The organism is Cedecea neteri (genome assembly GCF_000757825.1).
Lineage (GTDB): Bacteria > Pseudomonadota > Gammaproteobacteria > Enterobacterales > Enterobacteriaceae > Cedecea > Cedecea selenatireducens.
In genome coordinates this window covers 3,608,791-3,624,844 of the sequence record NZ_CP009451.1, presented here as the reverse complement: position 1 = coordinate 3,624,844, position 16,054 = coordinate 3,608,791, and the positions used below count along the sequence as shown (strand labels likewise).

The 16,054-nt window shown below is 54.1% G+C and carries 10 protein-coding genes, 1 other RNA gene and 1 pseudogene; 9 read left to right on the top strand and 3 right to left on the bottom strand.

What is annotated here, in order from left to right:
• Positions 1–3: 3 nt before the first annotated feature.
• The 5 genes and pseudogenes from JT31_RS16825 to JT31_RS16810 all read left to right on the top strand — a co-directional run.
• Positions 4–1,410, top strand: coding sequence for a TolC family outer membrane protein (locus tag JT31_RS16825; protein WP_038479668.1), 1,407 nt, complete (start codon positions 4–6; stop codon positions 1,408–1,410).
• Positions 1,407–3,614 carry a type I secretion system permease/ATPase gene (locus JT31_RS16820; RefSeq protein WP_038479667.1) on the top strand — a complete coding sequence of 736 codons (2,208 nt, stop codon included), beginning with the start codon at positions 1,407–1,409 and terminating at the stop codon, positions 3,612–3,614. The genes JT31_RS16825 and JT31_RS16820 overlap by 4 nt, the downstream gene beginning before the upstream one ends.
• A complete protein-coding gene (locus JT31_RS16815) occupies positions 3,595–4,785 on the top strand; it encodes an HlyD family efflux transporter periplasmic adaptor subunit (RefSeq protein WP_038479664.1) in 1,191 nt (396 codons plus the stop codon). Before JT31_RS16820 ends, JT31_RS16815 begins: the two co-directional genes overlap by 20 nt.
• 117 nt (positions 4,786–4,902) lie before the next feature.
• Positions 4,903–5,266: a transfer-messenger RNA gene (gene ssrA / locus JT31_RS23245) on the top strand.
• 203 nt (positions 5,267–5,469) lie between these two features.
• Positions 5,470–5,979 (top strand): annotated as a pseudogene (locus JT31_RS16810) (integrase arm-type DNA-binding domain-containing protein); the annotation flags it as partial.
• Positions 5,980–6,153: 174 nt separating this feature from the next.
• On the opposite strand, the gene JT31_RS16805 reads toward JT31_RS16810, so the two are convergent.
• Positions 6,154–7,274, bottom strand: a protein-coding gene (locus JT31_RS16805) for an IS3 family transposase (RefSeq protein WP_144244057.1) whose coding sequence is annotated in 2 segments (ribosomal slippage) — positions 6,154–7,016 and positions 7,016–7,274 — 1,122 coding nt in all. Because the reading frame shifts where the segments join, the coding sequence is not laid out codon by codon here.
• Between the two features lie 549 nt (positions 7,275–7,823).
• Here JT31_RS16805 and JT31_RS16795 point away from each other — a divergent pair.
• Positions 7,824–9,515 carry an AIPR family protein gene (locus tag JT31_RS16795; protein WP_038479655.1) on the top strand — a complete coding sequence of 564 codons (1,692 nt, stop codon included), beginning with the start codon at positions 7,824–7,826 and terminating at the stop codon, positions 9,513–9,515.
• 238 nt (positions 9,516–9,753) lie between these two features.
• On the opposite strand, the gene JT31_RS16790 is transcribed toward JT31_RS16795, so the two are convergent.
• Positions 9,754–10,215, bottom strand: a complete 462-nt coding sequence (locus JT31_RS16790) for a GNAT family N-acetyltransferase (RefSeq protein WP_235212881.1) — start codon at positions 10,213–10,215, stop codon at positions 9,754–9,756.
• Between the two features lie 277 nt (positions 10,216–10,492).
• Between JT31_RS16790 and symE the strand changes: the two genes are divergently transcribed.
• Complete coding sequence (gene symE / locus JT31_RS16785) at positions 10,493–10,831, top strand: endoribonuclease SymE (RefSeq protein ID WP_052049014.1); 339 nt, start codon at positions 10,493–10,495, stop codon at positions 10,829–10,831.
• Positions 10,832–10,919: 88 nt separating this feature from the next.
• Here the strand turns inward: symE and JT31_RS16780 are convergent, their stop codons facing one another.
• Positions 10,920–11,270 (bottom strand): helix-turn-helix domain-containing protein, encoded by a 351-nt coding sequence (locus JT31_RS16780; RefSeq protein WP_038479642.1) that lies wholly within the window; start codon positions 11,268–11,270, stop codon positions 10,920–10,922.
• Positions 11,271–11,605: 335 nt separating this feature from the next.
• Here JT31_RS16780 and JT31_RS16775 point away from each other — a divergent pair, with 335 nt between their 5' ends.
• Both JT31_RS16775 and oqxB read left to right on the top strand, forming a co-directional pair.
• A complete protein-coding gene (locus JT31_RS16775) occupies positions 11,606–12,784 on the top strand; it encodes an efflux RND transporter periplasmic adaptor subunit (protein WP_038479639.1) in 1,179 nt (392 codons plus the stop codon).
• 23 nt (positions 12,785–12,807) lie between these two features.
• A complete protein-coding gene (oqxB, locus tag JT31_RS16770; RefSeq protein WP_038479636.1) occupies positions 12,808–15,960 on the top strand; it encodes a multidrug efflux RND transporter permease subunit OqxB in 3,153 nt (1,050 codons plus the stop codon).
• Positions 15,961–16,054: the final 94 nt, after the last annotated feature.

Sequence of the window (16,054 nt, the reverse complement as noted above, 5' to 3'; positions counted from 1 at the left end):
AACATGGGAAAATTACAGCCTGTTGCGTTATGGCTGGCTTGCGGTCTGTTTTCACTCCAGGCCTGGGCCGACGACAAACCTGCTTCTATTACGACTCAGGGCCTCGCTCAGCAACAAGAGCTGCCCTCACTCGATGGCCCAACCGCCCTCCCGCTCAATGCCCCTGCGCCCGGAATCTTAACCCTGAACGAGGCGGTCAACCGCTCGGTCAGTTGGCATCCCGGCATTCGTGAAGCCATCGGCAAACTTTACGGTCAGTCCGAACAGATAAACGTCGCCAAATCTAAGTACTATCCGCAAATCAGCGCCGGGATGAATAACGGCTACACCAATACCTACAGCAACAGCGGCTACAGCCCGTCGCTGGTGCTTTCCCTGTCCCAGATGCTGTATGACTTTGGCAAAGTCGCCAGCCAGGTTCGCGCCGAAACCGCCGGGGAAGCCCAGGCCCAGGCCAACGTGCTGGTAAGTATTGATACCGTCGGGCACGACACCGCTTCGGCGATGGTACAAGTGCAGCTCTGGCAGCAAATGGTCGACATCGCCAAAGAACAATTGGATGCGCTGACCGCCGTTGGCCGCCTGACTCAAGAGCGCAACGATCAGGGCGCAACCTCGATGTCAGACGTGGTGCAAACCGACGCGCGTATCGAGTCCGCCCGCTCGCAGCTCATCCAGTACGAGTCGAATCTCGACAGCACCCAGGCCACGCTAATGAGCCAGCTCGGCTGGACCAGCCTCAACAAAATCAGCCCTGATTTCCCGCAGAAGCTGAACAACAGCTGCGACGTGGCTAAGCCTGACGACCGCCTGGTGCCCGCGGTGCTGGCGGCCTGGGCGCAGGCCAACGTCGCGCAGGCCAACCTCGACTACGCCAATGCGCAGATGACCCCGACGATCTCGCTGGAACCCTCCGTCCAGCACTACCTGAACAAGAACTACTCCGGGAGTGAAGTGCTGGACCGCACGCAATACTCGGCGTATATCCGCGTCGAAATGCCGATTTACCAGGGCGGCGGCCTGACGGCGAGACGCAACGCCGCCAGCCACGCGGTGGAAGCCGCGCAGTCCGGCATCGACCGGGTTCGCCTCGACGTGCGCCAAAAACTGATGGAGTCACGCAGCCAGGCGCTGAGCCTGGTCACCGCGCTCCAGGTTCTGCAGCGCCAGGAACAGTTAAGCGCCCGCACCCGCGAGCTTTACCAACAGCAGTACCTTGACCTCGGTTCCCGCCCGCTGCTGGACGTGCTCAACGCCGAGCAGGAAGTCTACCAGGCGCGATTCGCCCAACAACAAACGCTGAGCCAGCTCCATCAACTGCAGCTTAACTGCCTGTACAACACCGGCAGACTACGCAACGCATTTGGTCTGGAACACCGCAACATCCAGTCCCTGGAGATTCAGCCATGAGCCAGACAGCCTCTCCCGCCGGGGAGTATTTAAGCGAACAGGCCCTGACCCAATGGGCCCACGCCATCAGTCACGTTGCCGGGCATTACCGCGTGGTTTGCTCGCCCGGCACCATTCAGGCCAACGCCCCGTGGTTCAAAGACAAAACCAAAGTCGCCGCTTTAACCCAGCTTTCACGCCAGGCAGGGCTTTCCTTCCACCTGCTCGGCAATACCGAAAAAGCCATTGCCCAGTGGCGGCTGCCGGTAGTGGTGGACTTAGCCAGCGGCCAGATCGCGGTGATCGAACAGTTTGACGGTGAGGACACCGTGGATATCTGCTACTTCGACGACGAACGCCACACCAACCGCCAGTCGCTCAGCAAACTGCTGCCGGAAATTCGCTTTGTGGCCGCCCTGCGCCCGCTCTCGGCCCTGAAAGACAGCCGCGTCGACGCCTATATCTCACGCTTCAGCCCCGACTGGATGAAAGAGCTGATCATGCTTGACGTTCGCCCTTATGGCCCGGTGATGCTGGCGGCCTTTTGGGTGAACGTGCTGTCGCTGGCCGGGATCCTGTTCTCGATGCAGGTATACGACCGGGTGATCCCCGCCCAGTCGTACCCGACGCTGTACGTGCTGGCGACCGGCGTGCTGATCGCCGTGGTGTTTGGCTTCATCCTGAAAGTCACGCGCAGCAACATCATGGACGTGCTGGGCAAGCGGGCCGATATGCGCATTTCCGATCGCGTCTTCAGCCACGCCCTGCGGCTGCGCAACAGCGCAGTGCCCCGCTCCACCGGCAGCTTTATTTCTCAGCTGCGCGAGCTGGAGCAGATCCGCGAGATGATCACCTCCTCGACCATCTCCACGATCGTCGATCTGCCGTTCTTCCTGCTGTTTGTTGGCGTACTGGCGATCATCGCCCCGCAGCTGGCATGGATCGCCCCGGTTGCCGCCATTGTGATGGTGCTACCCGGCCTGCTGCTGCAGAAAAAGCTCGCCACGCTGGCAAACCAGGCCGCGCACGAATCAACCCTGCGCAACGCCGTGCTGGTAGAAAGCGTGCAGGGGCTGGAGGACATCAAGCTGATGCAGGCGGAGAACCGTTTCCTCCAGCAGTGGAACAGCTACATCCGCATTACTGCCGAATCCGGCCTGAAAACTCGCGAACTGACCCAGGGCTTAATCAGCTGGGGGATCACCATTCAGAGCCTGGTGTTTGTGGTGGTGGTGCTGTTCGGGGCGCCGCTGGTCATTGAAGGCGAGATGACCACCGGGGCAATGGTCGCCGCCTCCATGCTGGCCTCAAGGATGATTGCCCCGATGGCAAACCTGTGCGGCGTGCTTGCGCGCTGGCAGCAGGTCAAAGCCGCCAAACAGGGGCTGGACAGCATCATGCAGCTGCCGGTGGAAACCCAGCGCGATGAAAACCTCATCCACAAAGACATCTTCCACGGCCACTACCTGTTTGAAAGCGCCCAGTTCAAATACCACAGCGAAGATCCGCGCATTCCGCTGCGTATTGCCCGCCTTGAGATCCAGCGCGGCGAACGCATTGCCGTGCTCGGGCGTAACGGCGCGGGCAAATCCACGCTGCTGCAGGCGCTTGCCGGCGGCGTCGATCTGGCCAGCGGCGAAGCCAGGCTCGACGATCTGGCGATGACCCAAATCGACATGGCGGATCTGCGCCGCAACATCGGCTTCCTGAGCCAGAACGCCCGGCTGTTCTACGGCACGCTGCGGGAAAACCTCACCCTTGGCGCGCCACACGCCAGCGACGATGCGATCTTCGAGGCGTTAGAAGTCAGCGGCGCGAGCAACTTCGTGAAGCATCTGCCGAAGGGGCTGGATCACCCGATCATGGAAGGCGGCAGCGGGCTTTCCGGCGGGCAGCGTCAGTCGATCCTGCTGGCGCGTATGCTGCTGCGCTCGCCCAACATCGTGCTGCTCGATGAACCGACCGCCTCGCTGGACGACCACACCGAACGCGAATTTATTCAGCGGCTTAACCAGTGGCTCGGCCACCGCACGCTGGTGGTCGCCACCCACCGCGTGCCGGTGCTCGAACTGGTCGAACGCGTGCTGGTGCTCAAAGACGGCCAGCTGGTAATGGATGCACCGAAGGCCCAGGCGCTCGGCGCCGCAAGACCGGTACCGGCTCAGGCCCCGGCCGCCGCCCAGACACCACCGCGGGAGTGGAACAATGAAAACCAGTCAGCATGACGTCACCAACGATGACCCGGACATCCAGCGCGAAAGCGAATTTTCCGGAGCGAGCCGCATCATCCTGCTCATCACGCTGCTGTTTATTCTGTTTGGCGTGTGGGCGTGGTTCGGCACGCTGGATGAAGTCTCCACCGGCACCGGCAAAGTGGTGCCGAGTTCCCGCGAGCAAATTTTGCAGTCGCTGGACGGCGGGATAGTCACCGAGCTGCTGGTGCACGAGGGCGATAAAGTGCAGGCCGGGCAAATTGTCGCCCGCCTCGACCCGACGCGCTCCGAGTCCAACGTGGGCGAAAGCGCGGCTCGCTACCGCGCCTCGCTCGCCTCCAGCGCCAGGCTTTACGCAGAGGTGAACGACCAGCCGCTGAAGTTCCCGGATTCGCTCAAGGCCTCGCCCGATCTTGTCGCCTCCGAAACCCGGCTGTATAAAACCCGCCGGGCGCAGCTGAACGACTCCGAATCCGAGCTGCGGGACGCGCTGACGTCGGTCAACAAAGAGCTGGATATCACCCAGCGGCTGGTGAAAAGCGGCGCGGCGAGCCACGTAGAAGTGCTGCGCCTGCAGCGGCAGAAAAGCGACCTGGGCCTGAGAATAACCGACCTGCGCTCGCAGTATTACGTGCAGGCGCGTGAGGCGCTGTCGAAAGCCAATGCCGAAGTGGACATGCTGACCTCCATCATCAAAGGGCGTGAGGATTCGGTGACCCGCATGACCGTGCGCTCGCCGGTGCGCGGCATCGTGAAGAACATTCAGGTGACCACCATCGGCGGCGTTATTCCGCCGAACGGTGAGATGATGGAGATTGTGCCGGTGGACGACCACCTGCTGATTGAGGCCCGGCTCTCCCCTCGCGACATCGCCTTTATTCACCCAGGGCAGCGCGCGCTGGTGAAAATCACCGCCTACGATTACGCGATTTACGGCGGGCTCGAAGGCTCGGTGGAAACCATCTCCCCGGACACCATTCAGGACAAGGTGAAGCCGGAAATCGTCTACTACCGGGTGTTTATCCGCACTAACCAGGACTACCTGGTGAACAAAATCGGCCACCATTTCTCCATCTCACCGGGGATGGTGGCGACCGTGGACATTAAAACCGGGCAGAAAACCATCGTTGAGTACCTGATTAAGCCGTTCAACCGCGCCCGCGAGGCGCTGCGCGAACGTTAATTGACCATCTATCCCGCTGGTGCTGAAGGAATTTTGTACGACCAGCACTCGGCGGGATTTCTCTTTAGACGGCTGGTCACGCGCGTAATAAATCTGTTATACTCGCTGGTACACATTGGGGCTGATTCTGGATTCGACGGGATTTGCGAAACCCAAGGTGCATGCCGAGGGGCGGTTGGCCTCGTAAAAAGCCGCAAAAAAATAGTCGCAAACGACGAAAACTACGCTTTAGCAGCTTAATAACCTGCTCTGAGCCCTCTCTCCCTAGCTTCCGCTCTTAAGACGGGGATCAAAGAGAGGTCAAACCCAAAAGAGATCGTGTGGATGCCTTGCCTGGGGTTGAAGCATTAAAACTAATCAGGATAGTTTGGTAATGGCGTGTCTGTCCGCAGTTGCCCGGCGAATGTAAAGACTGACTAAGCATGTAGTACCGAGGATGTAGAAATTTCGGACGCGGGTTCAACTCCCGCCAGCTCCACCAAAATCCTTTGTTGACGGTTACCAGAGCCCGATACGAAGTCCTGAAAGCCCGCATGGCGAAAGTTATGCGGGCTTTTTTGTGCCTGTAATTTGTCCCGTGAAGTCCGAAGAGAACTAATTAAATCCGAACCTTTTAGGCCCATTGATAGGCCCAACGAAAAGCTCTATTGTTTTCGTTGGGCCTAAACGCATGGAGACTCCCCCATGGCAAGAAAAACCAAGCCGTTAACCGATACGGAAATCAAAGCCGCCAAACCTAAAGATGCCGATTACCAGCTGTATGACGGTGACGGGCTTACTCTGTTAATCAAGTCCAGTGGCAGTAAGCTTTGGCAGTTCCGTTACTATCGCCCTCTGACCAAGCAGCGAACCAAACAGAGCTTCGGAGCCTACCCTGCCGTCTCACTTTCTGATGCGCGTAAACTCAGAGCCGAATCTCGAGTTTTATTGGCAAAAGATATTGATCCTCAGGAACATCAGAAAGAACAGGTGAGGAATTCTCAAGAGGCCAAAACCAACACCTTCCTGTTAGTTGCCGAGCGTTGGTGGAATGTGAAGAAAGCCAGCGTAACAGAGGACTATGCCGACGATATCTGGCGCTCGCTTGAGAGAGATGTTTTCCCAGCAATCGGTGATATCAACATCACTGAGATTAAGGCTCATACTCTGGTTAAAGCTGTTCAGCCGGTTCAGGCCAGAGGTGCATTAGAGACTTGACCCTGCCCCAAAATCCTGCTCCATTCAGAAACAATATTCCGGCATTATAATGACCCACTGTTAATCGTAGATATACTCAAAGAACATTTCATCTTAGTCAGGAAGATAGTTGGTACCACTGCGATTGAACGTAAGGATATACTGACCTGCCCCCAGTATTAGATACAACTATCAGTTAGTAATGTCGGTTTGTTTACCTTCACATTTTCCATTTCGCCACCGTGCTGCAAACTCTGATGGCGTCTGATAATTCAGTGCTGAATGTGGACGACACTCGTTATAATCCTGCCGCCAGTCATTAATAACTTTCCTGGCGTGAACGATATCGCTGAACCAGTGCTCATTCAGACATTCATCGCGAAATCGTCCGTTAAAGCTCTCAATAAATCCGTTCTGCGTTGGCTTGCCCGGCTGGATTAAGCGCAACTCAACACCATGCTCAAAGGCCCATTGATCCAGTGCGCGGCAGGTGAACTCCGGCCCCCGGTCAGTTCTTATCGTCGCCGGATAGCCTCGAAACAGTGCAATGCTGTCCAGAATACGCGTGACCTGAACGCCTGAAATCCCGAATGCGATGGTGATTGTCAGGCACTCCTTCGTGAAGTCGTCCACACAGGTCAGGCACTTGATCCTGCGACCGGTGGCGAGCGCGTCCATGACAAAATCCATCGACCAGGTCAGGTTGGGCGCCGCCGGGCGGAGCAGCGGCAGACGTTCTGTTGCCAGCCCTTTACGACGTCGTCTGCGTTTTACGCCCAGCCCTCTCAGATGATAAAGGCGGTACACGCGCTTGTGATTAACATGAAGGCCTTCACGGCGCAGTAACTGCCAGATGCGGCGGTAGCCAAAACGCCTGCGCTCCAGTGCCAGCTCAGTGATGCGCTCTGATAAATGCGCATCAGTCGCCGGACGCTGAGCCTCATAGCGGCAGGTCGACAGGGGCAAACCTGTAAGCGTGCAGGCACGACGTTGCGACAGACCGGTCGCATCACACATAAACTCAACGGCTTCCCGCTTCTGGTCTGTCGTCAGTACTTTCGCCCCAGAGCCACCTGAAGTGCCTCCTTATCCAGCATGGCTTCGGCAAGCAGCTTCTTGAGTCTGGCGTTCTCTTCCTCAAGCGACTTCAGGCGCTTAACCTCGGGCATCTCCATACCGCCATACTTCTTACGCCAGGTATAAAAGGTGGCGTCGGAAATGGCGTGCTTGCGGCAGAGCTCACGGGCAGAAACCCCTGCTTCAGCTTCGCGTAGGATACTGATGATCTGTTCGTCGGAAAAACGCTTCTTCATGGGGATGTCCTCATGTGGCTTATGAAGACATTACTAACATCGCGGTGTATTAATCAACGGGGAGCAGGTCAATACAACTGAAAACTATATCTTTGATGAGATGTTAAGTGATTATGTTTGACATGATGAACATGGAAAATGAGACTAGTTAAATAGTGATAATAATCAATGATATAAAATACTTAGGCTAATCAAAATCACTAACAAATGAAACATACATCTTCCTTAATCATTGCCACTCTTCTATGGAGAAAAGCAACAAGGTGAGGCATGTCTTTGCATTATTTTTGAACTGCAGACTAAGTATAATTGAAGCTGTAGCATTTTCCAAAAATATGCCACCAAGGATTCAAATTTTATATTACGCCAGAGAAAAATATGCACATAATTTGTTTTTGAAACACAATCCACTCCAATAGCTAAAATTAAAAAAGTCAACAGCCATTATTTGGGTATATGATTACTTCAACTTACATGGTTAATTAGTATAACGGTCAGTGGTTTTAAACTATAACTCGCCATTTTTTGTGTTTTATAAAGGATAATAAAATGAAAGATGAAATATTGAAAAATTTCTTAGCCAATTTCTGTGAGCAAAATGAATATACAGAATTAGATGAAGATGAGCAATTCGAGAAGTTTTCAAATTTTAACGTAGTCTCTAAATTGTATCCTAGAGAATTAGATGTTGATGACCTTTCAACAGGTGGAGGGGATGATTTAGCAATTGATGGTGCTGCGATTATAGTAAATGGTTCAATTGTTACATCTGAAGAAGAAATCGACTTTTTGCGGGAGCGAAATGGTAGCCTTGATGTTGTTTTCGCTTTAATTCAATCAAAAAACTCGCCTAAATTCAAAGGAGACCAAGTCGGCAATTTTATTTTTGGAGTTAAAAGCTTATTTGATGATGAGCCATCAATACCAGAAAATGAAAATATAAATAAAATTAGAAAGCTTAAGCAAAAGGTTTATCAACATTCTATTGACTTCGAAAAAGCTCCTGTTTTGAAATTATTTTTCGTCACCACTGGCGAATGGAAAGAACCATCTCAAATCAAAGGAAAAGCAGAACGAGAATTACAAGAATTAGATAAAAGAAATCTCTTTTCAAACAAATCAAAAATAGAATTTTATGACGCTGAAAGGCTAAAGCAGACATACCGTGAACTGAGCAGAAAATCAGTAAAGGAAATTCCATTTCAAACTCAAATTGTTTTACCTGATGTATCAGAAAAATTAAATGTCCGACAATCTTTCATAGGCTGCGTCCCAATAAAAGACTATATAAACCTAATAACAAATGAGGATGGGGTGCTTGCAAAGGGGTTATTCTATGATAACGTAAGGGATTATCAAGGTGACAACAAAGTAAATCAAGAGATCAGCAAGACGCTTAAAGACAAGACAATGCAAGCATTATTACCTTTATTAAATAATGGCATTACAATAATTTCCAAAAAGGTAGATAAAGTTGGGACAAAATTAAAGCTATCTGATTTTCAAATTGTTAATGGCTGTCAGTCTAGTAATGTAATATTTGAAAACAGAGAATTTATAAATAATGAAGTTTATCTTATAGTTAAAATAATTGAAACAAACGATCAAACTGTAATCAACAATATAATAAGAGCAACCAATAGACAAACTGAGGTTAGGGATGAAGCCTTTGAATCGCTAAAGCCATTTCATAAGGATTTAGAAGAGTATTACAAAGCAATGGCAAAAGGATATACCAATCCTATTTATTATGAGCGTAGATCTAAAGAATACCTCGGTCATCCACAAATAAAACCTTTTCAGGTAGTGACGCTTGCTGCGCAAGTTAAAGCTTATGTTTCACTGATACTGGAGCAACCTCAAAGCACTCATCGTTATTATGGGGAAATACTAACAAGTAATAGTGCCAGATTGTTTAATTCTACACAAAATATGCATGCATATTACACTTCTTCTTTGATTGTAAACAGGTTGGAAACTTTGTTTAGACTTCGTAAAATCAAAAAATCGTATAAAGACTATAAATATCACATTGCCTATGTAGCATATATACTTTTAATTAAAAATAACAATAACAATAAAGATAAAATTTTGACCGATGCTAAGAATATGAATCTCATCCTTAATATATTCATTCAATCTTGTAAAATTATAGACTCAGTTAAAGACACAGTTTCTTTAAGTAAAGAAGATGCCATTCGAAGTCGAGACTTCACTTTTAAGCTAAAAGCAAAAATATAGCCCCATCTAAAGGCAGAATTAGAAACTCTAATGCTGCCTTTAGAATTAAAAGATATTAATCAGTGCGATTTTTATTCGGTTGCAAATAAGCATTGAAATATTATAAAAAACAATATTATTAAAGAAAAAACAAAATCACCCGCCTAAAAACCATCAGAATAACTTGCATTCTGATAACAATCCCACCAATACCTGTAGACATATGTTAAACACTCCCTAAAACACAAACCATCTACTTCTAGAGACCGTCCAACTCCCAAAAATAATGCCTATCAACCCCCTCCTCACGCTCAAAAACAAAACCCTGAGAGAGATAAAATGCATTGGCCGGGCTTTCTTTTAGGGCGATCAACCGGATAGGTTTCTTCAAAGTGCTGGCTTGTGTCTTCAGGCCTTCCATCACAATGCTTCCGATTCCTCTCCCCTGAAATTGGTTTTTAATATAGAAGTGATCCAGATAGAAATATTCAGGGTAGGTTCTGAGCACATAGAAACCAGCGACTTCGCCATCCAGGGAAAGGATGAAGGTATCACTTTCCTCAAACGTCGAAAGAAAACGCTCTCGCGCTCTGACGGGATCAAACCTGTTCAGCGCTTCCAGACTGGGCCGCATTGATTCAACGCGTATATCAGCCAGCATCTGCGCATCGTCGGGGCAAGCGGGGTAAATGTTCAGATCTGTTAGCAACAAATTAACCAAGAATGCACCTGTTTTTATCAATGATTAACAAGAGCCGAAGAGAAGAAATAGTAAGCGAATAAAAGATATTTTCCCCCTACCATTTTTGGGGAGGCGCATTCCATTTATCCGACCCTTTTGCCAGCAAAACCAGCCCGCAAGGTATAATACCCGCATGTAGTAAGCAGCTATCAACAGCTGTAAGAAGCAATAAAGAAAAGAAGTAAAAGAAGCGCGATTAAGGCAGGCGGCAACCCGCCCTAACCGCTAATCACAACCAACTAAACAGGAGTTGATCATGACTGACGAGCATAGTAAGCCAGAGAAGCACATCCCCACAACAACAAGGACTTATACTGTGGGCTACATTCGAGATTCGAAAAAACTCCAGCCCTCACCCGCCATAACGTTAAATGGGTTCTGGCTTGCGGAAGCGGGTTTTGATACGGGCACGAGCGTGGAGGTGCGGGTTCTGCCTGGCTGCCTGATATTAACGGCCAAAGAACCGCAGCCGCCGGTGGAAGAGCCGGAGATCATGCAGACGCTGCGCAAGGTGTGTAAGCTTTCCACCCGCAGGCAGAAGCAGGTCAAAGCGTTTATCGAGGACGTTATCGCGCCGAAGCCGCGCGGAGTCTAGCGGATGACGCCCACCCCGGTTTCATCGCCGGGGTTTATCGTCGGGTATAAGCCAAAGCATAAAGCGGGTTGCCCGCGCGGAGAAAGCCTCAGGCTCCATAGCGGTTCCCGTCGTGCGCCAGCTGCCTGCGCCACACGCCCGGCGCAATACCGTACTGGCGCTTAAAGCTGCGGTTGAAAGACTGCTGCGAGTCAAAGCCCAGGGAGATCGCCACGTTCAGGATCGGCTCTTCGGTGTGGCTCAGGCGCTCGGCAGATTTCTTCAGCTTCTGCGCGCGAATGTACTCCCCCAGGTTGTAGCCGGTGTGCTGCTTGAAGATCCGCTGCAGGTGCCACTTCGAGTACCCTGCCCGCTCGGAAACGGTGTTGATGTCGAGGCGGCTGTCCAGGTGATTATCTATCCAGTTGAGTAAATCATGCATGAAGGCATCGGTGCTCATCGTGTCTCTCCCCTGCGGGTTTGTTAAAAGCATCTTTATCAGTTGCATTTAAAGTTGACCTGCTTTGACAAAAATTGCAAGTTTTATTGTTACATTAAATCCCCGTTACAAATGGGCCTTTTTGCAAGGGCACAAATAGCACATAAAGTGCAACAATTATTCTTGCACTTAGTTCTACGCCTTCCTACAATCGCCGCGATACTGTATTCGTAATTGATACACATTTTGTGCCGATGAGCGACACAAATGGCCTCAGGTCAGCCCGGACAAAGGAAGTGGCGCGGCACCCTCCGCTGCGTCTTGCCCGGCCGACTTCAACTATCGGAATAAGAATAATGAGCCTGCAAAAACATTGGGTTAGCCTTCATCTGCGCGTGTTGGGGCCGGTACTGCTTGCCGCGCTTCTCGCCGGATGCGACCGGGGAGTCGCACAAAACGCCGTGCCGCAGGCACCTGCCGTCAGCGTCGCCGACGTGGTGGTGAAACCCGTCAGCCAGTGGGACAGCTTCAACGGCCGCATCGAGGCGGTGGAAAGCGTTCAGCTCCGCCCCCGCGTCTCCGGCTATATCGACAAAGTGAACTACACCGACGGCCAGGAAGTGAAGAAAGGCGAAGTGCTGTTCACCATCGACGACAGAACCTACCGTGCCGCGCTGGAACAGGCGCAGGCGGCGTTGATGAGAGCTAAAACCCAGGCCAGCCTCGCCCGCAGCGAAGCCAGCCGCACCGATAAGCTGATCGGCACCAACGTGATTTCCCGCGAAGAGTGGGAACAGCGCCGCTCTGCAGCCACCCAGGCCGACGCCGATATTCGTGCGGCCCAGGCGGCGGTTGACGCGGCCCAGCTTAACCTCGACTTCACCAAAGTCACCGCCCCGATCGACGGCCGCGCCAGCCGCGCGTTGATCACCAGCGGCAACCTGGTCACGGCGGGCGACAGCGCCAGCGTGCTCACTACCGTGGTGTCTCAGAAGACGGTTTACGCCTACTTCGACGTGGATGAATCCACCTATCTCCACTACCAGAACCTCGCCCGCAGCGGCCAGGGCGCGGCCAGCAACCATCAGGCGCTGCCGGTAGAAATTGGCCTGTCCGGGGAAGAAGGCTACCCGCACCAGGGCAAAGTGGACTTCCTCGATAACCAGCTCACCGCCAGCACCGGCACCATCCGCATGCGCGCCCTGCTGGATAACGCCCAGCGTCAGTTCACGCCGGGGCTGTTCGCCCGCGTTCGCCTGCCGGGCAGCGCGGAGTTCCAGGCCCTGCTGATCAACGACAAAGCGGTACTGACCGACCAGGACAGAAAATACGTTTACATCGTGGATAAAGACGGCAAGGCACAGCGCCGCGACATCACGCCGGGCCGCCTGGCTTCCGGGCTGCGCATCGTGCAGCAGGGGCTGAACCCTGGCGATAAAGTCATCGTCGACGGGCTGCAAAAAGTGTTTATGCCGGGCATGCCGGTGAACGCCAAACCTGTCGACATGGCCGCCACCAGCGCTGCCGTTAACTGATCCCTTACCAGAGAATCCGACGCATGGACTTTTCCCGCTTTTTTATCGACAGGCCGATTTTTGCCGCAGTGCTGTCGATTCTGATTTTTATTACGGGGCTTATCGCGATCCCGCTGCTGCCGATCAGTGAATACCCGGACGTCGTGCCGCCAAGCGTGCAGGTCCGGGCGGAATACCCTGGCGCCAACCCGAAAGTGATCGCTGAAACCGTGGCGACGCCGCTGGAAGAAGCGATCAACGGCGTCGAAAACATGATGTACATGAAATCGGTCGCCGGTTCCGACGGCGTGCTGGTGACGACCGTGACCTTCCGCCCGGGCACCGACCCGGATCAAGCGCAGGTTCAGGTTCAGAACCGCGTTTCCCAGGCCGAAGCTCGCCTGCCGGAAGACGTTCGCCGCCTCGGCATCACCACGCAGAAACAGTCGCCGACGCTCACCCTGGTGGTGCATCTGTTCTCGCCGAACGGCAAGTACGACTCGCTGTATATGCGTAACTACGCCACGCTGAAGGTAAAAGACGAGCTGGCGCGCCTGCCGGGCGTCGGGCAGATCCAGATTTTCGGCTCCGGCGAATACGCCATGCGCGTGTGGTTAGATCCGAACAAAGTGGCGGCGCGTGGCCTGACGGCCTCTGACGTGGTCACCGCAATGCAGGAGCAGAACGTCCAGGTCTCTGCCGGTCAGCTCGGCGCAGAGCCGCTGCCGAAAGCGAGTGATTTCCTGATCTCGATTAACGCCCAGGGCCGCCTGCACAGCGAAGAAGAGTTCGGCAACATCATCCTGAAAACCTCGCCGGACGGCTCGCTGGTTCGCCTGCGCGACGTGGCGCGTATCGAGCTGGGTTCCGGCAGCTACGCCCTGCGCTCCCAGCTGAACAACAAAGATGCGGTCGGGATCGGTATCTTCCAGGCGCCTGGCGCCAACGCCATCGACCTGTCTAACGCCGTGCGCGCCAAGATGGCCGAGCTGTCCACGCGCTTCCCGGAAGACATGAAGTGGGCGGCACCTTACGACCCAACGGTCTTCGTGCGCGACTCCATCCGGGCGGTGGTGCAAACCCTGCTGGAAGCCGTGGTGCTGGTTGTAATGGTCGTTATTTTGTTCCTGCAAACCTGGCGCGCGTCGATTATCCCGCTGATTGCCGTCCCGGTTTCGGTGGTGGGGACGTTCAGCATTCTTTACCTGCTTGGCTTCTCGCTGAACACGCTGAGTTTGTTCGGGCTGGTGCTCGCCATCGGCATCGTGGTGGACGACGCCATCGTGGTGGTGGAGAACGTCGAGCGTAACATTGAGGAAGGGCTTGCCCCGCTGCAGGCGGCGCATCAGGCCATGCGCGAGGTGTCCGGCCCAATTATCGCCATCGCCCTGGTGCTGTGCGCGGTGTTCGTGCCGATGGCGTTCCTCTCCGGCGTGACCGGGCAGTTCTACAAGCAGTTCGCGGTGACCATCGCCATTTCGACGGTGATCTCGGCGATTAACTCCCTGACGCTCTCCCCTGCGCTGGCGGCCCTGCTGCTGAAGCCGCACGGCGCGCCGAAGGACATGCCAACCCGGCTGATCGACCGCCTGTTCGGCTGGCTGTTCCGGCCGTTCAACCGCTTCTTCCACCGCAGTTCGGAAGGTTACCAGGGGCTGGTTGGCAAAACGCTTGGTCGCCGTGGCGCGGTGTTCGCGGTGTACGTGCTGCTGCTTTGCGCCGCCGGGGTGATGTTCAAAACCGTACCGGGCGGGTTTATTCCTACCCAGGATAAGCTCTACCTGATCGGCGGCGTGAAGATGCCGGAAGGCTCCTCGCTGGAACGCACCGACGCGGTGATCCGTAAGATGAGCGAAATCGGCATGAATACCGAGGGCGTGGATTACGCGGTGGCGTTCCCAGGCCTCAACGCGCTGCAGTTCACCAACACGCCGAATACCGGCACGGTGTTCTTCGGCCTGAAGCCGTTCGGCGAGCGGAAACATACCGCCGCGCAAATTAACGCCGAGATCAACGCCAAAATCTCGCAAATCCAGGAAGGCTTCGGCTTCTCTATTCTGCCGCCGCCAATTCTGGGGCTGGGCCAGGGTTCCGGCTACTCGCTGTATATCCAGGACCGGGCGGGCTTAGGCTATGGCGCGCTGCAAACCGCGGTGAACACCATGTCAGGCGCGATCATGCAGACGCCGGGGATGCACTTCCCGATCTCCACCTACCAGGCGAACGTGCCGCAACTTGATGTGCAGGTAGATCGCGACAAAGCCAAAGCCCAGGGCGTGTCGCTGACCGACCTGTTCGGCACGCTGCAAACCTATTTAGGCTCGTCCTACGTGAACGACTTTAACGAGTTTGGCCGTACCTGGCGCGTGATGGCCCAGGCCGACGGGCAGTTCCGCGACAGCATCGAAGACATCGGGAACCTGCGTACCCGCAACAATCAGGGCGAAATGGTGCCGATCGGCAGTATGGTAAAAATCACCACCACCTACGGGCCGGACCCGGTGATCCGCTACAACGGCTATCCGGCGGCGGATCTCATCGGGGATGCGGACCCACGCGTGCTCTCTTCCGCTCAGGCGATGACAAAACTGGCCGCGATGTCCGGCCAGGTGCTGCCGAACGGGATGAACATCGAATGGACGGATCTGAGCTACCAGCAGGCAACCCAGGGCAACACGGCGATGATCGTCTTCCCGGTGGCGGTGCTGCTGGCGTTCCTGGTGCTCGCCGCGCTGTATGAAAGCTGGACGCTGCCGCTGGCGGTGATCCTGATTGTGCCGATGACCATGCTGTCGGCGCTGTTCGGCGTCTGGCTGACCGGGGGCGACAACAACGTGTTCGTGCAGGTCGGGCTGGTGGTACTGATGGGCCTGGCCTGTAAGAACGCCATCCTGATCGTCGAGTTCGCCCGCGAGCTGGAGATGCAGGGCAAAGGCATTATGGAGTCTGCGCTGGAAGCGTGCCGCCTGCGTCTGCGCCCTATCGTGATGACTTCCATCGCCTTTATCGCCGGGACTATTCCGCTGATTCTGGGCCACGGCGCAGGGGCGGAAGTACGCGGCGTGACCGGGGTGACGGTGTTCTCGGGCATGTTGGGAGTGACGCTGTTTGGTCTGTTCCTGACGCCGGTGTTTTACGTCACGCTGCGTAAGCTCGTTACGCGCGGCAAATCCCAGGCCAAAACTATCGAGGCGTGAGCCAGATAATAAGGGCGGTGTAAAAGCCGCCCGATTAGCCCAACAAAAAACCGCCTTTTAAAGAGGCGGTTTTTTTATTTCTGCGGAGAGGTGA

What these genes read in the sequence shown, in the direction of transcription:
- JT31_RS16825 (WP_038479668.1), top strand. Translation starts at nt 4, where the DNA reads ATGGGAAAATTACAGCCTGTTGCGTTATGGCTGGCTTGCGGTCTGTTT.
- JT31_RS16820 (WP_038479667.1), top strand. Translation starts at nt 1,407, where the DNA reads ATGAGCCAGACAGCCTCTCCCGCCGGGGAGTATTTAAGCGAACAGGCC.
- JT31_RS16815 (WP_038479664.1), top strand. Translation starts at nt 3,595, where the DNA reads ATGAAAACCAGTCAGCATGACGTCACCAACGATGACCCGGACATCCAG.
- JT31_RS16795 (WP_038479655.1), top strand. Translation starts at nt 7,824, where the DNA reads ATGAAAGATGAAATATTGAAAAATTTCTTAGCCAATTTCTGTGAGCAA.
- symE (WP_052049014.1), top strand. Translation starts at nt 10,493, where the DNA reads ATGACTGACGAGCATAGTAAGCCAGAGAAGCACATCCCCACAACAACA.
- JT31_RS16780 (WP_038479642.1), bottom strand. Translation starts at nt 11,270, where the DNA reads ATGAGCACCGATGCCTTCATGCATGATTTACTCAACTGGATAGATAAT.
- JT31_RS16775 (WP_038479639.1), top strand. Translation starts at nt 11,606, where the DNA reads ATGAGCCTGCAAAAACATTGGGTTAGCCTTCATCTGCGCGTGTTGGGG.
- oqxB (WP_038479636.1), top strand. Translation starts at nt 12,808, where the DNA reads ATGGACTTTTCCCGCTTTTTTATCGACAGGCCGATTTTTGCCGCAGTG.